This is a genomic window from Mesorhizobium sp. USDA 4413 (genome assembly GCF_056280365.1).
Genome location: NZ_JBVPRP010000001.1, coordinates 5,758,150 through 5,781,865, shown reverse-complemented (window position 1 = coordinate 5,781,865; position 23,716 = coordinate 5,758,150). Strand labels below are relative to the sequence as shown.

Here is a 23,716-nt window from a genome sequence, read left to right as displayed (position 1 = left end):
TGGGTGTACCTCCCTTGTTGACGCCGGCGCCGCCCCTCATTGTCCTGCCGGACATTTTTCCTCGTAAAGTGCCGCGGAGAAAGGGGCTGGCCGCAACCTCGGTGCCGACATTGCGACGTTGGTGATGTGCGAAGCTATCAATGACCGCGTCCCTCTCCCCGTGACTATACGGGGAGAGGGTGCCGGCAGGCAGGTGAGGGGCAGCGCAGACGTTCCCATCAATGGTCGCGGTCGTCATCATCGTCCTTGGCGGTCTTGGCCTTGCCTTTGCCTTGCACTTCTTGTCGCTTGTCGCGGGCGAGGTTGGAAATGTCCTTGGCGTCGCGCAGCACGTCGGTCATCCGTCCGAGCGAGCCGCCCTCGATGCCGATCTCCTTCATGAGATTGTCGATCATCGGCGCCTGCACCCGGTAACGCAGCGCTGAATCGATCACCTCGTCGGTGACATTGCGGTTGCCGCCCGGCCCGCCATTGATACCGTCGACATGCAGGATCTTGATGCCGTCGATCTTCTCCATCGGCTTGACGCTCTCGCGGATGATGCCTTCCATGTGATCGAGCAACTTGCCGCGCAGGCGGCCGGCGCGCGCCTCGCTGGAGAGAAGGTTCTCCGCTTCGTTGATCTGCCGATGGCCGGCCGCGTCGACTTCGTAACGCTGAGCGGCGGCAAGCGCGTGGATCTTTTCCGATTCCGCGGCGGCGACGGCCGCGATCTTCTGCGCCTCCGCCAGGCTCTTCGCGGCCTTCATCTCGGCCTCGGCGGCGGCGGTGACGCGAAGGGCCTCGCGCTCCGCCTCGCGGCTGGCGGCGATCAGATCGGTCAGCTTGCGGCGCTCGGCGATCTCGCGCTCGCGGGCGGTCAGGGCCTGTTCCTCGGCCTGGATGGCCTTGGCGCGGACGGCTTCCGAAGCGGCGATCGCCGAGGAACGTTCCTGCGTCTTCTTGGCGACGTCGATAGCCTTCTGGATTTCGGCGATCTCGACCTTCTGGTCGCGGTCGACAGCGAGCTGGCGCAGCTCGCGTTCCTTGACGAGCTTGGCTTCCTCGATGCCGCGCTCGGTGGTGATGCGCGCCCGCTCCACCTCCTCGGCCGCTGCGATCTCGGCTTCCTCGAACGCCTGGCGCTTGGCGATCTGCAGGGCCTCGAGGTGGCGCTCCCTGGCGATCCGCACCTCGTCCAGCGCACGTTCCTGCTCGATCCGCGCGGTCTCGGTCGCCTGGTTCTCGACGATCTCGGCGCGGCGCTTCTCCGCCTCCGCCCGTGTCACTTCGAGCGCCTTTTCGGCGAGCGCGATCTGGCGTTCGAGCTCGGCGATTTCGAGCGACTTCCTGCGCTCGATCTCGAGTCCGCTCTGCGCGCCTTCCCGCTCGATGCGCGCCTTCTCCAGCGAAAGTCCGAGAGCGATCTGCTCGCGCTCGGTCAGTTCGCGCATCTTCATCTCGGCCTCGTCAAGTGCCCGGCGGCGCGCGATCTCGCGGCGCTGCGTGTCTTCCTCGCTGCGGATGCGTTCCTCGGTGATGCTGCGCTCCTGGGCGAGGCGCGATTTCTCGACCGCCTCGCGCGCGGAAAGCTGTGCCTGCTCGGCCTCCTGGTCGCGCACGGCGCGCTCCCTGGCGAGCTCGGAGCGCTGCGCGGCGCGCCGGATCTCCACTTCGCGCTCCTGTTCGAGGCGGGCGTATTCCGTGTCGCGCTCGATCTCCAGCACCTTGCGCTGCGTGTCGAGGTTCTGGTTGCGGATGTCGACCAAGGTGCGCTGCTCGATCTCATTGCGCATGCGGCGCCTGGTCTCGATGGATTCCGTCAGCTGCGTCAGGCCTTCGGCATCGAAAGCGTTGGACGGATCGAAATATTCGAGGCTGGTTTGGTCGAGATCGACGATGGCGACACTCTCCAGCTCCAGCCCGTTGGCGGCCAGCGAATCCGAGGCAAGCGCCCGGACCTTCTCGGCATAGTCGCCGCGCAGCTCATGCATCTCTTCCAGCGTCATCTGCGCCGCGACGGTGCGCATGGCGCCCGCGAACTTGCCTTCCAGCAATTCACGCAGGCTGTCGGGCTGCAGCGTGCGGCGGCCGAGGGTCTGCGCCGCGGCGGCGACGAACTCGCGGCTCGCGCCGACGCGGACGAAGAACTCGGCGATGAGGTCGACGCGCATGCGGTTCCTGGTGATCAGCGCCAGCGCGTCCTCGCGGCGCACCTCGATGCGCAGAACGTTCATGTTGACGGGGGTGATCTCGTGCAGCACGGGGATGACGAACGCGCCGCCGTTCACCACCACCTTCTCGCCCAGGAAGCCGGTGCGCACGAACGCCGTCTCCTTCGTCGAACGGCGATAGAGCCACCGCAGGATATAGACGGCGATCACCACGACGACCGCGGCGACGATCAGCCACAACAGGAAAGCGCCAAAGCTCTGCGCGTCCATGATTTATTCTCCCCTACACAATCCGGTCAGCGCCAGGCGCCAATTCAAAGATCCGTCCGCCGTCAGGTAAAGCCCAATTCGTCATGCCCGCCTCTGCAGCTTTGGGCCGATCGCGTGGAAAGCGCCGATCACCGCATCGACGAAAGGCGTATCGTTGATGTTGGCGCGCACCCGCTCGACATGGCGCAGCGGCGTCTGGCGAACCGTCTTTTCGATTGCCTCGAACAAGGCGTTGTCGGCTTCCGGGTCATGAAAGGGCTGGCCGGGCGCGTCGAGCATCGAGACGCCGCCTTCGGGCAGCAGGAAGCGTACCGGGCCATTCATGGCGTTGAGCCGCGCGCCGATCCATTCGCCGAAAGCGCGGTTCTCGTCGCGCGTCGTGCGCATCAGCGTGACATTGGGATTATGGATGACGAATTTGCGGCCGCGGAACTTCTCCGGCACGGTCTCGCGCGGACCGAAATTGACCATGTCCAGCGCCCCCGTCGATCCGACATAGGGAAGTCCGCTGCGGATGGCGGCGCCGAAGCGATCCTCCGTCGCGGGAAAAACGCCGCCGACGATCATGTCGGCCACCTCGGTTGTGGTAAGGTCAAGGAAAGCCGACAGCAGGCGCGAGTCGCCCAGATTCTCCATGGCGCGCCCACCGATGCCGGTGGCGTGGAAGACGAGGCAGTCATAATCGGCTTCGAGCCGCTTCGTCACCGCCTGCACGGCGGGTGTGGTGACGCCGAACATGGTGATGCCGACGGCTGGCCGCGCCAGCTTGCGCTTTGCTTCCCAGGCCTCGGCATTGGGTAGTTGCGCGACCATGCCGGCCATGGCATGCGCCGCATTGGCAAGCACCCGCTCGGTGATGGAGTTCAGCCCCTGAACATCGGCGACCGAATGGAACATCATGATGTCGGCGCCGCCGACATATTTGGCGACATCGCCTGCCGCCACCGTCGAGACCATCAGCTTGGGAATGCCGACCGGCAGGACCCGCATGCCGGCCGTCGCCAGCGTTGTGCCGCCGGAGCCGCCGGCCGAGATGATGCCGCCGATGCGCGGCTCTCGCTCGATCCAGTGCGCGAAGGCCTCAGCCATGGCGCTGACCGAGCCGCCGCGATCGTCGGTGAACACCGCCGAGGACCCGCGAATATGCATGCCGGCCACCTGCATGGCCGGCACGTCCGTGCTCGCTGGTTTGCCCGATGTCGACAGGTCGACCGTGCGGACCGGAACGCCGAGCGACCTCAGGCGCTCGGCGATGAAGCGCAGTTCCTTGCCCTTGGTGTCGAACGTGCCCGCGACCAGCACCGTCCTGCCGATGCGCTCGGCGAACGGCATGGCAAAGACCTTCTTGGGGTCTTCCTGCGGCAGCTTCTTCGAGACGGCCGCCTGCCGCAGTTCGGCGACCGGCAGGTTCCAGCGGTTGGGCAATTCGGTGACAGGCCGGTAGACGCTGTCGCCCCCCGCCGCTTCGACCGATCCGACCGCCCCGCGGTCGACGCGATAGACGGCCGCCAACTGCTCCTTTGCCTGCGCCGCTTCCGCTGGCGTGAAAGGCGCTTCCTCGGCATGGCGTCCGACGCCGAGCAGCCGTTGCTGCAGGTCGCGGTCGGCGGCAAGCGCGGCCGCATCCATCAGCCGGTTGATGCGGCCATTGACCATGATCGCGACCTGGCTGGACACGGCCGTCGCCACCCCGATATTCTGCTCGATCACGAGCACGGCCATCTCGCCTTCAGCGGCGAGCTCGACCAGCATCTTTTCGACCTGCTCGACGATGATCGGCGCCAGGCCCTCGGTCGGCTCGTCCATCACCAGAAGCTTCGGGTCGCTGAGCAGGGCGCGCGAGATGGCGAGCATCTGCTGCTCGCCGCCCGACAGCTGCGATCCGCCATTATGACGGCGCTCCGCCAGGCGCGGGAAGGTCTGGTAGACGCGCTCGACCGTCCAGCTCGCGTCGCGCCGGTTGCCGGCGGCAAGCCGCAGATGCTCGTCGACCGTTAGGCTCGGCCAAAGGCGGCGCCCTTGCGGCACATAGCCGATGCCGAGGCGATGGATCTCGTGCGGTTCCAGCGCGGTGATCTCGCGACCATCGAAGCGGATCGAGCCGGAGCGCGCGCGCTTGAGCCCGACGACGGTGTTGCACAGCGTCGACTTGCCCATGCCGTTGCGGCCGACGACCGAAAGCACGCCGCTCTCCAGCGTCAGCGAAATTCCCTGCAGCGCATGGCTCTCGCCATAGAAGACCTGCAGGTCTTCTATCTTCAGCACCGCCCTGGCGCTTTTGCCGGCGGAGCGGTCAGCCATGCTTGCCTCCGAGATAGATCTGCTGGACCTCCGGATCGGCCTCGATTTCCTGCGGCGTGCCTTCCTTGAACAGATGCCCGTTATGCATCATCGACACATAGTCGGCCACGCGCAGCGCGACATCGAGATCGTGCTCGATGATGATGAAGCCGATATGCTTCGGCAGGGCGTTGAGGATGGCGACGAGGTCGCGCCGCTCGGTCGGTGAAAGACCCGCCGCCGGCTCGTCGAACAGGATGAAGCGCGGCGCGCCGGCGAGCGCCAGCGCGATCTCCAGCTGCCGCTGCTGGCCGTGGCTGAGCGTCGCCACCAGGGCGTTGCGATAGGCTTCGAGATGGACCGCCTCGAGGATCGATCGCGCCTGCACCATGTTGACGTCGGCGGCGGGCGGCCTCCGCAGGGAAAACCGCCGGCGCGAGACGCCACGGCAGGCGAGAAAGATGGAATCGAGAACCGACAGCCCCTTGAACAGCTGAGAGATCTGATAGGTGCGGCGCAGCCCGCGGCGGATGCGCTCGTGCGGCGGCAGCTCGGTGATGTCCTCGCCAAAGAAGCGGATGCGTCCGGCGGTCGGCAGGAAGTCGCCGGTCACGGCGTTGAAGAGCGTGGTCTTGCCGGCGCCGTTGGAGCCGAGGACCGCGCGCCGCTCGCCGGCCGCGATCCTCATGTCGATGCCCGAGAGAGCCACCAATGCTCCGAAATGCCGCGCAACGCCATCGAGCTCCAGCGCGTAGGCGCTGGTGCTCTGCAGACGGTTCGCGGCCAGGTTTTCGGTCACTGACGATACTCTTGGCGCGTGCCGTTACGGGCAGCTCGGATTGTCGCGGTTGACCGCCCCGAGCTTCATGAACTCGTCCTCGGGGATGCCGAGCGTCTGGTTGACCTGCGGCACCACCTTGACCAGCTTGTTCAGGAGATTGCCGTCCGAACCTTCGGTGACCTCGGTGAGGAAGATGTCGGCGACGGCGTTGCGGTTCTTATCGAGCGACACTTTACCGGTTGGCGTGTCGAAGGACAGTTTCGACAAGGCCTCGCGGAGTTTCTTGCCGCCGTCGGAGACGTCGCCGCCGACCTGGTCGAGCGCCAGCAGCGCCGCCTTCATGTTCACATAGTAGCCATGAGCGAAGAGCGAGGGCGAGGGGAAGGCGCCCGGCTGCTCCTTGTAGGCGTCGACGAACGCCTTCCAGGCCGGCGCGTCATTGGTGTCGGCGGTCGGTCCAGCCGAGGGTGTGCCCTTGAGCACGGCGCGCAGCTTGCCTTTGGAGGTCAGCACGGTCTGGTCGACGGTGATCGAGCCGCCGATCAGCGGAGCCGTGCCGCCGGCCTGCTGGTATTGGGTCAGGAAGTTGACGGCGTCGGCGCCGCCAAGCGCGACATAGATGGCGTCGACATCCTCGGGGATCGCCGCGATGACGGAGGAAAAGTCCTTGTTGCCGATCGGCACCCAGGATTTCGACGGCACGTGCCCGCCGGCCTTGCAGAACTCGGCCATGAAGCCGAATACCTGCGTGTAGGGGAAGGAGTAATCCTCCGCGACGGTCGCGACCTTCTTGTAGCCCTTGTCGTTGAAGGCATAGGTGCCGAGGCCCGCCATCCATTGCGCGCCGTCGGTGGAGAAGCGGAAAAAGTTCTCGGCCGGATTGCGCAGCGTCGTGTCCTGCGCGGCCGAGGTGCCGTTGATGAATGTCACGTCGGGCTTCGTCTTCGCGTAGTCCTTGACGGCAAGGCCCTCATCGCCCGAAAGCGGGCCGACCAGCACCTTCACGCCGTCCTGCTCGACCAGCTTGCGCGCCGCGCGCACGGCGCTGTCGGGCGAGGCGTCGGACGAGCCCTTGACGATCTCGATCTTCTTGCCGGCGACGGTGCCGTTCGTCTCGGCGACCGCCGTCATGGCGCCGCGCTCGCCGTCCTCGCCGAGCACCGTGAACGGTCCCTCGAAGGTGGCGAGCAGGCCGATCTTGATCGTGTCGTCGGCGGCGAGCGCCATCGAAGGCGCGATCAGCCCGGTGAACAGTGCCAGGGCCAGCAGTGTACGTCTATGCATCCTCGGTTCCTCCCATTGAATTGCATTGATCTGCAGTGCTTCATCCGCGTCGGCCGCTAGGGGCCGGCGCGCAAGGACTCCTGGGCAAGATGTGGCTTGATCCTCCCCCACAACCCAAGAATTCCATCCGGCGAGACGAAGACGATCACCAGGAACACCAGGCCGATCAGCGTGTTGAAACGCTCGGCGCCGACGATGTCGATGGCGAAGGTCTGCATCAGTATGACGACGATCGCGCCCACGAACGGCCCGATCGGATGCCGCAGGCCGCCGATGACGGCGATGATCAGGATGTCGATCGCCACGTCGACACCGATCGTGCCGGGCGAGACGCGTCCGTTGAACCACACCAGCAGCACGCCGGCGAGCCCGGCGAGGATGCCGGCCAGGAACCAGGCGAAGACCTTGTGCGCGGTGACGTGGTAGCCCAGCGCCCGCATCCTTCGCGGGTTGTCGCGAATCGCCTGCAAGGTCATGCCGAAGGTGGAGCGTGAGCCGTAGAGCACCGCCGCGTAGGACAGCATCGCAAGGCCGAGACAGAGATAATAGAAGGGTTTCGGGTCCCGCCAGTTGACACCCCAGAACACCGGCGCGTGGATGCCGGCATAGCCGGAATGGCCGTTGAAGATCGCATAGTTCTGCTGGGCGAAATAGAAGGTCGCGGTCGCGATCGCCAGCGTGATCATGAGCGTGTAGATGCCTTCCGTCCGCACCGAGATCCAGCCGATCAGCGCCGACGACACCGCCGCCGCGGCAACCGCGAAGGGGACGACGATCCACCACGGCCAGCCGAACCCCAGCACGTTGGAATTGTTGCTGCCGAGGATGGCGACGGCATAGGCGGCGATGCCGGCGACCGTGATCTGCGCCAGGCTGAGCATTCCGCCATAGCCGGCAAGCAGCATCAGCGACAGCGAGAGCACGCCGAAGATCATCGAATAGCCGGCGATCTGCGTCAGGAAGAAATCCGAGGCCACCAGCGGATAGAGAAGGAGCGCGACGGCAAGGATGACATGACCCGCGCCGATCTTGTCCAGCCAGTTCTCCTGCGGCGCCGCGCCCTCTGCGGCTGTGGCCAGGCTCATCGCGCCTTCCCCATGATGCCTTGCGGCCGCACCGCCAGTGTCACCACCATGATGACGAAGGTGAGCACCACGCCATAGGTCGGGAAATAGACGAGGCCGATCTGCTCGGCCAGCCCGATGAGCAGCGCCCCGATCGCCGCGCCGGTGATGGAGCCCATGCCGCCGACGATGACCACGACCAGCGAGGCAAGCAGATAGCGCACGTCTTCGCCCGGCGCGACCGAGAGCGCCGATCCGCCGACGACCCCGGCGAAACCGGCAAGTCCGGCGCCGACCGCGAAGACGATGGCGAACACCGCATGCACATTGACGCCCGAAGCCGACAGCATGGCGCGGTCGTCGACGCCGGCGCGGATCATCATGCCGACGCGCGTCTTGTTGAGCATCAGCCAGAGCCCGACCCCGATGACGATCGCTGCCGCCAGCACGACCACGCGGTAAAGCGGATAGGTGAGAAAAACCGAGGCGCCGTTCGAGCGTACCGCCGTGATGACGGGCAAGGTCAGGGCGCCGTCGAGCCATTCCGGCGTGGCGATCTGGTAGGTGCCGCCGGCCCAGACCGCCAGCATCAGGTCGGCGGCGACGGTCGAGATGCCGATGGTGACCAGGGTCTGCCTGAGATCATCGCCCTCGAGGCGGCGAAAGACGAAAACCTGCATGACGACACCGATGATGGCGAGCACCGCGAAGCCGGCTGCGACGCCGAGCAGCCAGTAGCCGGTGCGGCTGGTGACCTCGTAGCCGATATAGGCGCCAAGCAGGTAGAGCGAACCATGCGCCAGGTTGATGTTACGCATTAGGCCGAAGATCAGCGTGAACCCGCTGGCGACCAGGAAATAGAGGCCGGCCAGCGTCAGGCCGTTGAGGATGGCGCTGACGAACGCCTTCTTGGAAATGAGGATCGCGTTCAGCCAGGCGGGCCAGACGGCGAAGACCAGCCAGGCGACGATCGCCGCGGCCAGCAGGCCGACGAGGCCCCAAATCTGGCGGCGCGTCATGCCGCCGCCCGACAGCGACGAAGACGATGGCTGGTCGAGTGTGCTCATGCGGTCAGCCGTCGGCGCTGCTCGTTCATGCGCGGCGCCTTGTGGAACTTGCCGTCCTTCATGATGGCAAGGATGCGGTTCTTGTCCTGCAGGATGCGCACGTCGGAAATCGGATCGCCGTCGATCAAAAGGATGTCTGCCAGATAGCCTTCCTTGATCAGGCCGAGCTCGTCGCCCATGCCCATGATCTGGCCGCCATATTTGGTGCCGGCCTGGATCGCCTCCATCGGCGAGAAGCCGAGCATCTCGACGAAGGTCTGGATGTCCTTGGCGTTGGTGCCTTGCGGCGTCCAGGCGAATCCATAGTCGCCTCCGATGCATACGCGAATGCCGCGCCGGTGCATCTTCTTCATCGTCTCGATGCACATTTCCAGCTCACGCTCATATTCGAGCGACAGCGGCGAGCCGGGCTTGATGCCCCATTGCTCGGCATGGCGCGCGGTATTGATCAGCCAGGCGATGCCTGGTGCGACGAAGTGCTTGTCCTTGACCGCCTCCAGCATGTCGAGCGCTTCCTCGTCGGCGAAGGAAGCGTGGTAGATGTTCTGGATCCCGTGGCGGACGCATTGCTTGACCGAGCCGGAAGAGCGCGCATGCGCCGACAGCACCTTGTTGCGGCAGCGCGCCTCGGAAGCGGCCATGGCGACCTCTTCCTCGGACATCGGGGTTTCCTCCGCGCCCATGCCGGTGATGCTCTCGCCGGAGAGGTTGAGCTTGATGGAATCGACGCCGTACTTGATCAGCTGGCGCACCGTGCGGCGGATTTCCTCCGGACCCGAGACGACGATGCCGAGATTGAGGCCCTCATGCGGGATATGCGAGGGCGCGGAATCGCCGAGGCCGCCGACCGTCGTGATCTCAGGCCCGGCCGCGAGGTAACGCGGGCCGGGAAACCGGCCCTGGTTGATGAATTTCTTGGCGACGACGTCGAGCCGCGGCTTGGCGGCGGCCGCGCCGCGGCCTGCGGTGAAGCCGGCATCGAGCACCAGCTTGGCCATCTCCATGGTGACCAGCATGTGCTCCTCGATCTCCATCATCTGGATGGGATCGATGCCAGGCGCGTTGTTCCAGGACAGATGCAGATGCGCATCGATCATGCCGGGCATCAGCATCGCGCCCATGCCGTCGATCACGGTGGCGCCCCCTGGCGCGCCGCCGCTGTAGGAAGGCGACGAGGAGGCGCCGAAGCGGGACGAGCCCCTGGTGATCTGCTTGATGCGGTTGCCCTGCACCAGCACCTCGCCGGTGTAAGGGTATTCGCCGGTGGCGTCGAGCACGCGCACATTGGTGAAGAGCGTGCTTCCCGATCCGTTTCCGGCCCAGCTTTCGTCTGCCATAACAAGCCTCCCAACTTGCCGAGCGTAATTCTACGCCCGATGCGAAATCCTCACCTATCAACCCGTCTCAAAAAATCGGCGAGCTTCGAGCTGCTCTCGCGCGGACTTTCCACAGTGGCCCAGTGTCCGCACCGATCGAGCGAGGAGAATACGGCTCCCTTGATCTTGTCGGCAAGCGCCTGGGCGACGCCAGGCGGATTGACCGTGTCGGCATCGCCGGTGACGAGCAGGGTCGGCGCCGAAATCCTCCGCGCATCGACGGCGACGGCTTTCGCCAGCGCCTCACAGGTGCGGGCATAGGATTCGGGGTCCTGGCGGGTGATGGATTCCCGCACGAAGGCCGCCACCGCGGGCGACGTCTCCCTCGTATGCGCCGAGATCGCGTTGGCGACGATCTGATCGGCGATGTCGGCAATGCCGCCGGAGCGCGCCAGGCGCGCCCGGTTGCCGAGCCCCTGCCGGGTTGCCTCGCCCGGTTCGGCCAGGGCGCCGAACAGCGTCAGCGATCTTACCAGCGCGGGCTGCATCGCGGCGATCTGCTGACACACGATGGTGCCCATCGAATGGCCGACGAAATGCGCCGATGGAACGCCCATGCCGGTCATGGCGCGGATGACGGCTTCGCTCATCCCTTCGATGGTGAGCGGCTCGATCGGCCGCGGCGAGCGGCCCGACCCCGGCAGGTCGAGCCGGATGACGCGATAGCCGGAGAGCGCGCCCATCTGCGGCTGGAACATGTTCGAGGTCCCGCCGAGGCCATGGATCATCACTACGGCCGCGCCTTCGCCGACGACCTCCGCAACGACCTGGCCGACAGTCACGGTCGTCATTGCGGCCTCTCCACGAAACGGTTCTCCAGCGTGCCGATGCCGTCGATCTCGATGCGCACGACGTCACCGGGCTTGAGATATTTGGGCGGGTCGAAACCGATGCCGACCCCGACCGGCGTGCCGGTGGCGATGATGTCGCCGGGCTTGAGTGTGATGCCTTGCGACAGCGTTGCGATAATGGTCGGGATATCGAAAATGAGCAGCGATATACGGGAGTCCTGGCGCAGGTCCTCATTGACGAAACAGCGGATGCCGGCGCTGGCGAGATCGAACTCGTCCCTGGTGACGGCCCACGGACCCATCGGACAGAACGTGTCCTGCGACTTGCCGATCAGCCACTGGCTGTATTTGCCTTGCAGGTCGCGCGCCGTGACGTCGTTGACGATCGTATAGCCCCAAACGTGGTCGAGGGCATCCTCCTTCGAGATGCCGCGCCCGCCCTTGCCGATGATGACGGCAAGCTCCGCCTCATAGTCGATCGCCGTCGATACGGCGGAATCGATCAGCACGCTGGCGTGGTTGGGGACGACCGATTCCGGCACTTTGGAGAAGATGATCGGATGCTTCGGCACCGCGCCGGCGCCGGCGCTGGAATCGAAGCCTGAGCGGGCAAACTCGTGCGCGTGCTCGTGGTAGTTCTTGCCCACGCAGAAGATATTGCGGCGCGGCTGTGGAATCGGAGCTTCGATCTCTACCCCTGCCAGCGGAACCGGGGAGAGGGTGCGCGGCAGCCCGGCTCCGTCGCGTTCGATCAGCGCGAGCAACCCGGCCTCGGCGCGCTCGATGGGCAAATCGAAGGGGGCGACGGTCTGGGCGGCAAGATCGACCAGGCCGACGCGCCGTTCGCCGGCGAGCGAGAAAGTCGCGACCCGCATGAAGTTCCTCCCGTGAACCAATTTTGAGCCAATTTTCTGCTCTTTTGAAACACGCTAGCCCCAATTGGCTTAGGCCGCAAGCCGGATTCTGATTGGCTTCATCAAATAATCCCGGTACCCCTACGGCGCACGAATGCAGAAGTGTTCGTGGGCTTGCCTGATGGACGGGCACATGAAAAGCTGCTATAAATGGTTCATTATTGGATCAGATAAACGCTCCCAAACATGCCCAAACTGGTTGCCAACGATATCGCCATCGCCCTGAAGAAGCGGATTTCGCTGGGCGAGTGGCTGGAGAACGGCCGCATGCCGCCGGAGCGCGACCTCGCCAGCGAGTTCGGCGTGGCGCGCAACACGGTGCGGCGTGCCGTCAGCATGCTCGAGGGTGACGGCACGGTCGTACGGCACGTAGGGCGCGGGACCTTTTTGACGGCGGGCAACCCCGATTCCATGGCCGCGACCGTCGCCCGCATGGAAGGAACCAGCCCCGCCGACATGATGGAGATCAGGCAACTGCTGGAGCCGGCGGCGGCGTCCTTTGCCGCGACCAATGCAAGCGCCGGCGAATTGAACGCCGTGCGCGAGGCGCACAAGATCGCCTGTGCATCCCAGGACATGCCCACTTTCGAGCACTGGGACGCGGAATTCCACCACCGCATCTTCGCGTGCTCGCGCAACGACTTCCTCAAGGAGATCCACAATCTCATGCGCATCCTGCGCAATCAGCGGCCGTGGTTCGAGATGAAGAAGCGTTCCTTCTCGGAGGAACGCCGCGCCACCTATTGCAGCGAGCACCAACTCGTCCTGGATGCGTTGCTGGCACGCGATTCCGAAGGCGCCAGCAATGCTATGCTGACGCATCTGAGGACCGTCGAGCGCAATCTTCTGGGGAGGTAGTCGCTCGGACGACGGAGCCCGAGTCGACATTGCATGAAGATGCCACTATATAGCGCCTGCTCCGGCTGAGGCCGGGCCAGCACCGACCGGGAAACCGCGATACGGTTTGTGATACGAATGCGCTGTCAAAGTTAGAAAAAAGCAAGCAAAAACAACAAAGCGGCTTTCTATCGATCCCGGCCAACGACCCATCATTCTCAATGATCTGAACGTGCACCTCCACCCCCTCCATTCCTTCGGCTCCGCGGACCATGGGCAATATACCTTGTCCCATGGGCAAGTTGTCTTGTCCCACGGACAAGATGTCTTGCCGGTCGAGGCCGACTCGGCTCGAATGGGCAGGCATCCTCTGCAGGAGTGCGGACGTTCATGGCTACCAACCGGCTTTGCCGCTAGGAAAGAAGCAGTATGAGTGAACATGCGATCGAGTTTTTGCGCGGATGGATTGGCGAGAAAGTCCAATGCCAGCATTCGCCGATCAAGATCGACAAGCAGGCGGAGACCCTCGCCAGGGAGTGCTGCGCCAAAGCCGCCGAGGCAGGCATTCTGCTCGAGGACATTCAGGAAGAGGTCGGCGACATCCAGGAGCTGATCGCGTCGCGCCTCGAGGAAGCCGCCGAAGAGGGCAGCAGCGAAGCAATGCCCGACAAGCCGGCGGAATAATCCCCGCCTGGCACAGGCCAGCAGCGGTATCTCTTAGCCGAACATCTCCTTCAGCCAATCCTTCGGCAGCGCCGGCACGAAATTGCCGTCGCGTCCCGTCATGTCCTCATTGGCGACCAAGGCGTTGAGGATCGCCTCCTCGACGCCTTGCACGACCGCGTCGAAGAACGGGTCGATGTCGGCATCCGGGATGAACTCAGCCTGTCCGACGCTTCCCGAAGCGCCAAGCGCTGCCTGCGGATTGGCAGTCGAGAACGCTAGGAAGATGTCGCCCGAGCTGTGGTAGCCATAGCCGCCGGTCAGGGCGATGCCGAGCGGCACGCGCCGGGCGAGCCGCTTCATCTGATGCGGCAGGAACGGCGCGTCGGTGGCGACGACGGCGATGATCGAACCCTTTTCGGCGCGCGCCGTCGCCTCGCGGATTGCCGGCTGGGCCAATTCCGGGCCGACACGCTGGCCGCGAATGGTAAAATTGTGCCTTTTGCCGAAATTCGCCTGAACGAACACGCCGAGCATGTAGCGTTTGTCCTGCCATTGGACGACGCGCGAGGCGGTGCCGGATCCGGCCTTGAAGCCGAAGCTGATCATGCCGGTGCCGCCGCCGACGCTACCTTCCTCGATGGCCCCGCCGCTGGCGCTGTCGAGTGCCGCGGCCACGTGGTCGACGCTCACATGATGGCCGTTGATGTCGTTGAGGAAGCCGTCATAGGTCTCGGCCGCCACCGGCAGGCCCCAGCCGCTGTCGAGCGCGGCCGGCAACACCTTGTGCATCCAGCGCAGCGTGGCGTCGCGGGTGACGCCGCAGGAATGCGTGTTGGTGATGGTGACCGGGAAGTTGAACGCGCCGGTCTCCTCGATGATGTGCGTGCCTGTCAGCTCGCCATTGCCGTTCTGGCTGAACACGCCGGCGAATACCGGTGTCGCGAGTTCTTGAACCGGCCTTGGCAGGATCGCGGTGACGCCGGTGCGCACCGGTCCGGCGCCGACCCGCAGCGGACCCTCGCCGGAAATCAGCGTCGTATAGCCCACCGACACGCCCGAAACGTCGGTGATGGCATTGAAACGGCCGGGCGTCCCGTCGAGCGCGATGCCGATGGCGCGCAGGCGCGGCTTGCCGGACGGGGTGCGAAGATGCGGGTCGTGGTTGCTCATGGAAACCTCAGAACAACGAGCCCTGATGCCCGGTTCCTTGGCTGGCGACTTCGCCGCCAGCTTCGGCCGCGCCCCGCCGGAGGTCGCGATAGCCTCGGCAGCGCCGTCTGCGAATTCCAGCTGCAGCGCCGCGCCCGGCGCCAGTTCCGCGACCCGTTTGATGACGGCGCCGTCAGCATCCTTGACCAGCGCGAAGCCGCGCGCCAGCACGGCCTTGTGCGACAGCGTCGACAAGAGCCGGTCGGCCTGGGTCAGCGCCGCGCGCAGCCGGTCGAGCCGCCGTGCCAAGGCCTGGTCCTGCCTGCGCGACAGTCCGGCCAATGCGTCGGCCTGCAGCTTTTGCCGCCGGGCGATCGGCGCCGGCGACAGGCGCGTCGAATTGCGCTGGAAGCGCGCGCGCCGCTCGCGCACGATGGCGAAGAACGCCGCGCGGGCACGCGCGATGTCGCGGCCGGTCAGCAGGCGGGCTTCGTTCAAGCGCCGCGACAGGGTCGCGGGTGTCAGCCTTTGCCGCTCCAGCGTCGCCCGCTTGCGCTCGATATTCACCGTCAGCCCCCGCCCGAGGCGGCTGGTCGCGTCGTCGAAACGGCGGCGCGGCAGCGCCAGCAACTGGTCGGGCGAGGGGAGTGCGCGCCCCGCCGCGCGCACCGCCTGGCGCTTGCGCTCCAGATGCCGCGAGGCGCAGGCGTTGAGCCGCGCGCCGAGGCTGGCCAAGGTTGCCTCCAGATCCGCCCTGACCGGCACGGCGATCTCGGCCGCGCCCGTGGGCGTCGGTGCGCGCATGTCGGCCACGAAGTCGATCAGGGTCGTGTCGGTCTCGTGCCCGACGGCGGAGATTACCGGGATACCTGAGGCCGCAACGGCGCGCGCCAGCCCTTCGTCGTTGAAGCCCCAGAGGTCCTCAAGGCTGCCGCCGCCGCGCGCCACGATCAGAAGATCGGGCTGGCGGATGGACCCGTCCCATGTCAGCGCGTTGAAACCGTTGACGGCTGCCGTCACTTCCTTGGCGGTCGTCTCGCCCTGGACCCGCACCGGCCAGACCAGCACATGGAGCGGGAACCGGTCCTTGATGCGATGGATGATGTCGCGGATCACCGAGCCGGTCGGCGAGGTGACGACGCCGATGACCCGTGGCATGAACGGCAGCCGCCGCTTGCGACCGGCGTCGAACAGGCCTTCGGCCTGCAGCCGGCGCTTGCGTTCTTCGAGCAGCGCCATCAGCGCACCGGCGCCCGCGGGCTCCAGATTGTCGATGACGATCTGGTAATTGGATTTGCCGGGGTAGGTCGTCAGCCTGCCGCTGGCGATCACCTCCATGCCTTCCTCTGGGCGGAATTTCAGCCGCGCCATGGTGGTCTTCCAGACCACGGCATCGATCCGCGCGCGGTCGTCCTTCAGTGCGAAGTAGGCGTGGCCGGACGAATGCGGGCCGCGATAGCCGGAAATTTCGCCGCGCACCCGCACATTGCCGAAGGCGTCCTCGACCGTGCGCTTCAGCGCGCCGGAAATCTCGCTCACCGTGTATTCGGTGGCGTTGCTGCGTGATTCGGTTGCTGTTTCACTCATTTGGCGATTGGGGAGCGCTTATCGGCCCGCGTCAAGCGCGGAGAAACCTCGCTAATATTATAACGCGATCTTAAGCCCGGTTTGCTTTGACTGGCGGCAGGAGAGCCGGCCAGGGACGCGATGAGCGCACGCCACAACAGCAGCCCTTTGACGCGTCAGGTCACGCTGACCGTGCTGACGCTCGCGGCTTTCGCTTTGGCCATCGTCGTCGGCTTCGGCTTCTACGCCGCCGGCCAGGCCGACGATGCCTCGCTCGAACGGCAGAAGATGTTTATTGCCGACGGCCTGCAGGACAAGATCGCGGCCGTTGAGCGGGAGCAGGAAAGCATCTCGGTCTGGGACCATTCCGTCATCAATGCAAAGGCCGGCAACCAGCTTTGGATGGCCGAGAACCTCAGCGTCTGGATGTACACTTATTACGGCCATAACCGGGTCTACGTTCTCGACAGCGCCAACCATCCGATCCACGCCATGCGTGAGGGCAAGCTGGTAGAAGTTTCCGCCTATGGCGAGGACCAGCCCACGCTTCTTCCCATCATCGAAAAACTGCGTCGCATGCTGGCTGGGCCGCCGCAAACCGATGCGCACGGCCAGCCTATGAAGATGGTGGCCGAGGATCTGGTGTCGCTCGACGGCGCGCTGGCGATCGTCAGCGTCGCGCCGCTCGTGCCGAGCTCGGACAGGGTTAGCCAGGCGCAAGGCACCGAATATCTGCATGTATCGGTCGAATTCATCAGCGACGCCGTGGTGCACAAGATCGCCGGGAAATATCTGCTCGAGGGAGCGCGTCTGGTGCCGTTGTCGGAGCCGGTTGGCCCGGCCGCCGTGCCGCTGGTCGATTCGCGCGGCGTGATCCTCGGTTATATCGGCTGGGACCAATTGCGGCCTGGCCTCGCTTTGGTGCGTAAGATCGCTCCTGCCCTGGCGATCGCGCTGCTCCTGGCGGGCGGCGTGCTGGTGTTCCTTTTGAGCAGGTTGCGTCGCGCCTCGGCGGCGTTGCAGACCAGCCAGGACCAGGCGCAATATCTTGCCTTCCACGACACGCTCACCGGCCTGCCCAACCGGGCGCTGTTTGAGGACCGCTTGCGGCGCACGCTGCTCTTCGCCAGCAAGGACGGAACGCGCGTGGCGCTGCTTTACCTCGATCTCGATCGATTCAAGCATATCAACGACACGCTGGGCCATCCGGCCGGTGACGAGCTCGTGCGCCAGACGGCGGCGCGGCTCAGGCACACGATCCGCGAAGTCGACACCGTCGCGCGGCTCGGCGGCGACGAGTTCGCCATCATCCTGCTCGAAGTTCCCGATGTCGGAAGCGCCGAGGACATCGCCGAGAGGCTGCTCATGAAGCTGCGCGAGCCGTTCCGGCTGATCGACGACCAGGTGTTCGTCAGCGCGAGCGTCGGCATCGCGCTGTCGTCCGGATCGGAGACGGATGCGGATGACCTGCTGCGCAAGGCCGACATCGCGCTTTACGAGGCCAAGAAGAACGGTCGTGGACGCTGCGAGGTGTTCGCCGGCGACATGGACGATCTGTTGCTGCGCAAGCGCAAGGTCGAATCCGAACTCCGCAGGGCGCTTGAGGGCGACGGCGGCATAAAGCTCGCCTATCAGCCGGTTTTCGCGGCCGACGGCCACCGGATTCTCGGGGCCGAGGCGCTGATCCGCTGGGTGGCATGAGGTGCATGGCGCCCTGCCCGCGGCGCAGTTCATCGCCATCGCCGAGGAGCGCGGTCTCATCGGCGATTTGGGCAAATGGGCGCTGAGCGAGGCCTGCCGCTTTGCCGCCGGGACCGAACTGCCCTGGATCGCGGTCAACATCTCGCCGATGCAGTTGCGCGATATCGGTTTTGCCGGACAGGTCGCCGCAATCTTGGAGGAAACCGGGCTCGATCCGTCCCGCCTGCAGCTCGAAACCACCGAAAGCGTTCTGCTCGAGCACAATGACACGATCGGCACGGTGATTGCCGCGCTGCGCCAGTCCGGCGTGCGCATCGTGCTCGACGATTTCGGCACCGGCTATTCCTCGCTGAGCTATCTGCGGCGCCAGGCGATCGACAAGTTGAAGATCGACCGCTCCTTCGTGCGTCTGCTCGACGAGGACGAAAGCGCCCGCGCGATCGCCAAGACGCTGATCGAGCTGGCGCTGGCGCTTAAGGTTGAGGTGACCGCCGAGGGCGTCGAGACCGACGCGCAAAAAAACCTGCTGGTCGGCATGGGCTGCCGGCAATTGCAGGGCTATCTGCTGTCGCCGCCGCTGGAGCCCGGCCGGCTGCTTGCGCTGCCGGGTATCTCGTCAGCCGATCAGGAGCGTTCCGCCGCTCGAGCTTGATCTACCATCCAGGCATGATTTGGCTCGGCTTGACCCGCTTCATCTTCGCGAAGGCGAGCGCAGCGAAGTCGAAGCTTCCAGCCTCTTCGCTCACCGGCACGGAAATATTGTCGAGGCTTTCGGCGATGTGGCGGGCCAAAGCGTCGACGATCTCCGGCTGCGAGGTCTGGCCGCGCATGATGCCGATGCGGCAATCCGGCAACTGGCCAAACCCGTCGGCCTCGCCGAGCACGCGCATGCCGGGCCGAAGCGCGCATTCCGGCAGCACCGAGACCGCCAGGCCGGAAAGCACGGCGGCGGTGATCACCGTGGCCGAGAAGCTGGAGAACAGCACACGGTAGTCGCGGTTCTGCCGGTCGAGCACGTCGACGGCGGCGCGCCGCCAGATGCAGTTCGGCCGGCCGAACGCCATCGGCAGGATTTCCTGCTCATGCGTGGCGTGGTTGGCCGAGGTGACCCACAAAAGCGGCTCGCGCCGCACCACTTCCGACTGGCCGCGCGTGTCATTATGCGTCACCAGCGCAAGATCGAGATTGCCGCGCTTGATATGCTCGACCAGCCCCGGCGTGGGCTCGCAGACCACCGTCAGTTCGACGCGCGGGTTGGAGCGCGAGAAGCGCGCCATGATCTCGGGCAGGAAGCGGTCGGCATAGTCGTCCGGGGTGCCGATGCGGATCGTGCCTTCGAGCCGCTGGTCGTCGAAGGCGGCGAGCGTCTCGCGGTTGAGGTAGATCAGCCGCCGCGCATAGGAAAGCAGCCGGTCGCCTTCCTCGGTCAGCTTGTTGGTGCGGCCGTCCTTTTCGAACAGCGGCTTGCCGATCCGCTCCTCCAGCCGCCGCATCTGCATCGACACGGCCGACTGTGTCCGGTGCACCTCTTCGGCGGCGCGGGTGAAGCTTCCCGTGTCTGCAATCGAGATGAAGGTTTGCAACTGATCGAGGTCGAGCGGCGCTTTCATCGGTCCAACCTATCATTGATGTTGATGCTAGAGATTAAAAACATTCGTTGGATTAATCAATCGCGCGATGGCAAATTGGCATCGTCCACATGACAGCATGTGAATGGAAACCGGAACGGCGCTTCTCCCAAGGCGCCGATTGCCTGGTTTCGTCCGCTCGGCTCCGCAGGAGAGACTGACATGACCACGATTGAATTCGCTTCCGAGACCCCGCGCATCACCACGCGTCCGGCCGTTGCGACGCGCGTGCTCAATGCTCTCGCCAACGCCTATGTCGCCTGGAAAAACCGCCGCGCCTTCTATCGCCTGGGCGAGATGACAGATGCCGAGCTTGCCGATATCGGCCTGACGCGCGCGGACCTCCATGTCGCCGTCGCCGTGCCGTTCGGCCGCGATCCGACCGTGAAGCTGCGCGCCATTGCCAGCGAGCGCGCCGACACGATCGAGGATCTCGCTCGTCAGGTGGCCTGAACGGCCGCGTTGCCTGGATTCCGGTCGCGTTGAACCTTTTCACGGCCCGGCGCGACCAAATTTCATGCAGGCTCCCACACTCCCTGCCGGTTCCCCGCCGGCCAGCCTGCACATTGCCCGGTTCCCCTCCAGGACCGGGCATTTTTTTAAGATGTACCGACCTTCAGGTGAGGCCGGCCTGCAAACGGCGGCTTCCTGCGCTTCCGGTGCTCACGTACTTAAGTACGCTCCGCTCCGGTTCTCGGAAACCACCGTTTTCGGCTCGGCCTGACCTGAATCTCGGCACACCTTTGGGGCTGCGCGGATCTACCCCCGATCCATGTCGCGCTTGAACTGGTCGAAGATCGTGCCGACGCTCTTCTCATATTCGTCGCGCTGCTGAGCGCCGGTCTCGAACATCTTGCCGAAGATGTCGTCGAACGGGTTTCGCGGCCGGCCGCTCGGGTTGGTCTGCGGCTGTTGCGGCGCGCTCTGTTGCGGTTGCGGCGCCGGTTGCCCGCCGGGCAGACCGAAGCCGCCGCCGCCCTGGCGCAGCATCTCTTCGAAGATCTTGCCGAGCGGGTTGTCGCCATAGGGGCTTTGCGTCTCTGGTCGAGTTTGCTGCGGCTGCTGCGCCACGCCGCCGCCGAACATGTCCTGCAGCACCTTGCCCAGCGGGTTTTCGCCGTAAGGGTTAGGCGATGGTTGCGGTTGGGACTGGGACGCACCGCCGCCGAACATATCCTGCAGCACTTTGCCGAGCGGGTTCTCGCCATAAGGGTTGGGCGCCGGCTGCGGCGCAGGCGCGACGCCGCTTTGCCGCATCATCTCCTCGATGATCTCGCCGAGCGGGTTGCCGCTGCCGCCCAAACCGCCGGCGGCCTGCATCTGCCCCCCACTCAATTGATTGTTGGTCTGCTTGAAGAGGCCACCCATCATCATCGAGGCCATGGCCGGCAGCATCTGCTGCAGCACCTGCTGGCTGAGCCCCGTCGCTTGCGCGGCTTGGGCTGCCACGGCGCGCGACAGATCCTTCGAGCCGAACAGATGGCCGAGAATGCCGTTGCCCTCATCGATGCCTTGCGGCGAAAAGGCCCTCGTGGCGTCCTCGAAATATTTCGCGTGCTGGCCGCTAGCCATCGCCGTCATGAAGGCGCCGAGACCGTAAGGATCGGCGGTGTTGCGCTGCAACCCTTGCGAGAACGCGGGCAGCAGCGCCTGAACCGCGGCCTGGGTCTGCTGCATCGAAAGCCCGTATTGCTGCGCCAGCGCCTGCATGCCGGCACCGTTCTGGGCCTGGGTAAAAATGTCGAACAGGGAAGGCATCGGTTTCTCCTCCGAGAATATCCTCGTGGCGAGCCTAGTTCGTTTCCATCACCGATTGAAGCGGCTTTTGCTGCCCAACCGCTCGGCGCAGGCCGGACGGTTTAATAGGCATATTCCATGAACACCGGCTCGATCGAGCCACCCCAGCGCGTGTGGTAGGCCGACAGCATCTCCTCGGCGCTGGTGGTGCCGCGCGCCACGACCTCGTCCAGCGTGTTGAGGAATGACGTCTCGTCATAGCCGTCGCGGTTCTTCTTAGCCCGATTCTTCAGTCCCATGCGGGAAATGGCGAGCACGTCGCGGGCGACGTCGCGCAAGGTGGCGTTGCGGAACGGCGCGGCAATGCCCAGTTCCGGCACGGCATTGCGCATCGCCAGCGCTTCCGCATAAGTCCAGCTCGACGTCAGCGCCTCGGCGGCATCCAGCGCCTGCTCGTCATAGAGCAGCCCGACCCAGAAGGCGGGCAGGGCGCAGATGCGCCGCCACGGGCCGCCATCGGCGCCGCGCATTTCCAGGAAGCGCTTCAGCCGCACGTCGGGGAACAAAGTGGAGAGATGGTTCGCCCAGTCGCCCATCGTCGGCAGGCCATCGGGCACTTCGCTGCGCGCCGCACCCGCCATGAACTGGCGGAACGTGTAGCGCGTCATGTCGTGATAGTGGCCGTCGCGGATGACGAAATACATCGGCACGTCGAGCGCCCATTCGACATAATCGGCAAAGCCGAAATCCGGGGCGAAGCAGAATTCGAGCATGCCGGAACGCTGGTTGTCGGTATCGCGCCAGATGTCGCCGCGCCAGCTCTGGAGGCCATTCGGCCGGCTCTCGGTAAAAGGCGAGTTGGCAAACAGCGCCGTCGACAGCGGCTGCAGCTTGAGCGACACCTGCATCTTGCGGCGCATGTCGGCTTCGCTCTCGAAGTCGAGATTCACCTGGATCGTGCAGGTGCGGTACATCATGTCGAGGCCCTTGGTGCCGACCTTCGGCATGTAGCGCGTCATGATCTCGTAGCGCGATTTCGGCATTTTCGGCGTGTCGGCCAGCGACCATTTCGGGCTGCCGCCGAGGCCGAGAAAGCGGATGCCGAGCGGCTCGGCGATCTCGCGCACCTGCGCCAGATGCGCGTTGCCCTCGCGGCAGGTCTGGTGGATCGACTCCAGCGGCGCGCCGGAAAGCTCGAACTGGCCGCCGGGCTCCAGCGAGATCGCGCCTTGGCCGGTCGGCTCGACAAGGCCGATGATGCGGCCGGCATCCATGATCGGATCCCAGCCGAGCTTTTCCTGCATGCCTTCCAGGATGGCGCGGATGCCGCGCTCGCCGCCATAGGGCACAGGCGCGTTGCCGTCGACATAGAAGGGGAATTTTTCGTGTTCGGTGCCGATGCGCCATTTGTCGCGCGGCTTGTTGCCGGCGGCCAGATAGCCGACCAGTTCGTCGATGCCTTCGATGGGCTGGGTATCGGTTGTGTCGCGCGCCATAAGGAAGCCCTCCCACCGCATGACCCCGAAAATCGGCTTCGATTTTCGGAACGGATCATGCGGCCAAACAAAGTGCTACAGCGTCCTTTGCGCGTCCGAAAGGACGCGCGGCGCTGTAGGCGGTCAGCTGGCCGCCGGGCGCTAGATGGACGAAATGTCAGCAGCCGATCAAGCGAAAAATCCTGAGCCACGGCTCAACTGGATTTGATTACCAGTCGCCGATCGTCGCCTGCATTACCGCCAATGCCGCCACCGCCGCGGTGTCGGCACGCAGGATGCGAGGCCCGAGCGGGATGGCGGTGACGAAAGGCAAGGCCCGCAGCATCTTGCGCTCCTCGTCGGAAAATCCGCCTTCCGGCCCGACCACAAGCGCAAGTTTCTGCTCTTTGACCGCTTGCAAGGCCGGCAGCGGATTGTTGGTCGCGGCATCCTCGTCACAGAAGATCAGCCGCCGTTCCTTGTCCCAATTGGCAAGAAGCCGCTCCAGCCTTTCCGCCTCACGAACTTCCGGCACTGCCAGGATGCCGCATTGCTCGGCAGCCTCGACGACATTGGCGCGCAGCCGCTCGATGCCGGGCTTCTTCACCTGCGTGTGCTGGGTGATGACCGGCTGCAGCGCGCCGGCGCCCATCTCGACGGCTTTTTGCACCAAATAGTCGAGCCGGCCCTGCTTCAGCGGTGCGAAACAGTAGACGAGATCGGGCAGCGGCGGCTGCGGCCGCTGCAGGTCCAGCACCTTCAGCCGGACCGCCTTCTTGGACTTCGCGGCGATCGACGCCGACCATTCGCCGTCGCGGCCGTTGAAAAGCAGCACCTCGGCGCCTTCGCCCAGCCGCAGCACATGGGCGAGATAATGGCTCTGCTGCTGGCCGGCGTCGAATTCGAGGCCGGGCCCAAGATCATCCGGCACGAACAGCCGCTGCATTTTATAGTTGGCGCGCATGGCTGAGGAATGG

At 65.2% G+C, this 23,716-nt stretch carries 19 protein-coding genes and 1 pseudogene; 5 read left to right on the top strand and 15 right to left on the bottom strand.

From position 1 onward, the window contains the following. Positions 1 to 218 precede the first annotated feature (218 nt). From ACVMIM_RS28130 to ACVMIM_RS28090, 9 genes are all read right to left on the bottom strand, one after another. Entirely contained in the window at positions 219 to 2,423 is a 2,205-nt protein-coding gene (locus ACVMIM_RS28130; RefSeq protein ID WP_476115886.1) for a flotillin domain-containing protein, read from the bottom strand. Positions 2,424 to 2,504: 81 nt separating this feature from the next. Beyond that, positions 2,505 to 4,724 carry a Tm-1-like ATP-binding domain-containing protein gene (locus ACVMIM_RS28125; protein WP_476115884.1) on the bottom strand — a complete coding sequence of 740 codons (2,220 nt, stop codon included), beginning with the start codon at positions 4,722 to 4,724 and terminating at the stop codon, positions 2,505 to 2,507. After that, on the bottom strand, positions 4,717 to 5,502 hold the full coding sequence (locus ACVMIM_RS28120) for an ABC transporter ATP-binding protein (protein WP_476115882.1): 786 nt from the start codon (positions 5,500 to 5,502) through the stop codon (positions 4,717 to 4,719). Before ACVMIM_RS28120 ends, ACVMIM_RS28125 begins: the two co-directional genes overlap by 8 nt. A 24-nt stretch (positions 5,503 to 5,526) precedes the next feature. Beyond that, a complete protein-coding gene (locus ACVMIM_RS28115) occupies positions 5,527 to 6,768 on the bottom strand; it encodes an ABC transporter substrate-binding protein (protein WP_476115880.1) in 1,242 nt (413 codons plus the stop codon). Positions 6,769 to 6,824: 56 nt separating this feature from the next. After that, positions 6,825 to 7,853 carry a branched-chain amino acid ABC transporter permease gene (locus tag ACVMIM_RS28110; RefSeq protein ID WP_476115878.1) on the bottom strand — a complete coding sequence of 343 codons (1,029 nt, stop codon included), beginning with the start codon at positions 7,851 to 7,853 and terminating at the stop codon, positions 6,825 to 6,827. Further along, positions 7,850 to 8,899, bottom strand: coding sequence for a branched-chain amino acid ABC transporter permease (locus ACVMIM_RS28105; RefSeq protein WP_476115876.1), 1,050 nt, complete (start codon positions 8,897 to 8,899; stop codon positions 7,850 to 7,852). The genes ACVMIM_RS28110 and ACVMIM_RS28105 overlap by 4 nt, the downstream gene beginning before the upstream one ends. Further along, positions 8,896 to 10,236, bottom strand: a complete 1,341-nt coding sequence (locus ACVMIM_RS28100; protein ID WP_476115874.1) for a metal-dependent hydrolase family protein — start codon at positions 10,234 to 10,236, stop codon at positions 8,896 to 8,898. The genes ACVMIM_RS28105 and ACVMIM_RS28100 overlap by 4 nt, the downstream gene beginning before the upstream one ends. A gap of 50 nt (positions 10,237 to 10,286) precedes the next feature. Then, positions 10,287 to 11,066, bottom strand: coding sequence for an alpha/beta fold hydrolase (locus ACVMIM_RS28095; RefSeq protein ID WP_476115872.1), 780 nt, complete (start codon positions 11,064 to 11,066; stop codon positions 10,287 to 10,289). Next, the gene (locus tag ACVMIM_RS28090) at positions 11,063 to 11,941 is read right to left on the bottom strand and encodes a fumarylacetoacetate hydrolase family protein (protein WP_476115870.1); all 879 of its coding nucleotides are present in this window, start codon (positions 11,939 to 11,941) and stop codon (positions 11,063 to 11,065) included. The genes ACVMIM_RS28095 and ACVMIM_RS28090 overlap by 4 nt, the downstream gene beginning before the upstream one ends. A gap of 225 nt (positions 11,942 to 12,166) precedes the next feature. Here ACVMIM_RS28090 and ACVMIM_RS28085 point away from each other — a divergent pair, with 225 nt between their 5' ends. Further along, positions 12,167 to 12,838: a FadR/GntR family transcriptional regulator gene (locus ACVMIM_RS28085; protein ID WP_476115868.1), complete on the top strand. Its 672-nt coding sequence runs from the start codon at positions 12,167 to 12,169 to the stop codon at positions 12,836 to 12,838. Positions 12,839 to 13,246: 408 nt separating this feature from the next. Then, a complete protein-coding gene (locus ACVMIM_RS28080; RefSeq protein WP_476115866.1) occupies positions 13,247 to 13,501 on the top strand; it encodes a hypothetical protein in 255 nt (84 codons plus the stop codon). A 33-nt stretch (positions 13,502 to 13,534) separates the two neighbouring features. On the opposite strand, the gene ACVMIM_RS28075 is transcribed toward ACVMIM_RS28080, so the two are convergent. Both ACVMIM_RS28075 and xseA read right to left on the bottom strand, forming a co-directional pair. Further along, positions 13,535 to 14,653, bottom strand: a complete 1,119-nt coding sequence (locus tag ACVMIM_RS28075) for a DmpA family aminopeptidase (protein WP_476115864.1) — start codon at positions 14,651 to 14,653, stop codon at positions 13,535 to 13,537. Positions 14,654 to 14,660: 7 nt separating this feature from the next. Then, positions 14,661 to 16,219 (bottom strand): annotated as a pseudogene (gene xseA / locus ACVMIM_RS28070) (exodeoxyribonuclease VII large subunit). A gap of 120 nt (positions 16,220 to 16,339) precedes the next feature. On the opposite strand from xseA, the gene ACVMIM_RS28065 reads away from it, so the two are divergent. Together ACVMIM_RS28065 and ACVMIM_RS28060 are read left to right on the top strand one after the other, a co-directional pair. After that, positions 16,340 to 17,899 (top strand): diguanylate cyclase domain-containing protein, encoded by a 1,560-nt coding sequence (locus tag ACVMIM_RS28065; RefSeq protein WP_476115862.1) that lies wholly within the window; start codon positions 16,340 to 16,342, stop codon positions 17,897 to 17,899. A gap of 1 nt (position 17,900) precedes the next feature. Beyond that, on the top strand, positions 17,901 to 18,551 hold the full coding sequence (locus ACVMIM_RS28060; RefSeq protein ID WP_476115860.1) for an EAL domain-containing protein: 651 nt from the start codon (positions 17,901 to 17,903) through the stop codon (positions 18,549 to 18,551). Position 18,552: 1 nt separating this feature from the next. On the opposite strand, the gene ACVMIM_RS28055 is transcribed toward ACVMIM_RS28060, so the two are convergent. Continuing rightward, positions 18,553 to 19,509 (bottom strand): LysR substrate-binding domain-containing protein, encoded by a 957-nt coding sequence (locus ACVMIM_RS28055; protein WP_476115858.1) that lies wholly within the window; start codon positions 19,507 to 19,509, stop codon positions 18,553 to 18,555. 180 nt (positions 19,510 to 19,689) lie between these two features. On the opposite strand from ACVMIM_RS28055, the gene ACVMIM_RS28050 reads away from it, so the two are divergent. Next, positions 19,690 to 19,980, top strand: a complete 291-nt coding sequence (locus ACVMIM_RS28050; protein WP_041003456.1) for a DUF1127 domain-containing protein — start codon at positions 19,690 to 19,692, stop codon at positions 19,978 to 19,980. Between the two features lie 306 nt (positions 19,981 to 20,286). On the opposite strand, the gene ACVMIM_RS28045 is transcribed toward ACVMIM_RS28050, so the two are convergent. The 3 genes from ACVMIM_RS28045 to ACVMIM_RS28035 all read right to left on the bottom strand — a co-directional run bounded on the left by ACVMIM_RS28045 (position 20,287) and on the right by ACVMIM_RS28035 (position 23,703). Further along, positions 20,287 to 21,285: a DUF937 domain-containing protein gene (locus tag ACVMIM_RS28045; protein WP_476115855.1), complete on the bottom strand. Its 999-nt coding sequence runs from the start codon at positions 21,283 to 21,285 to the stop codon at positions 20,287 to 20,289. A 101-nt stretch (positions 21,286 to 21,386) separates the two neighbouring features. After that, positions 21,387 to 22,760 carry a glutamate--cysteine ligase gene (locus tag ACVMIM_RS28040; protein ID WP_041003537.1) on the bottom strand — a complete coding sequence of 458 codons (1,374 nt, stop codon included), beginning with the start codon at positions 22,758 to 22,760 and terminating at the stop codon, positions 21,387 to 21,389. Between the two features lie 208 nt (positions 22,761 to 22,968). Next, positions 22,969 to 23,703 (bottom strand): 16S rRNA (uracil(1498)-N(3))-methyltransferase, encoded by a 735-nt coding sequence (locus ACVMIM_RS28035; protein ID WP_476115853.1) that lies wholly within the window; start codon positions 23,701 to 23,703, stop codon positions 22,969 to 22,971. Positions 23,704 to 23,716: the final 13 nt, after the last annotated feature.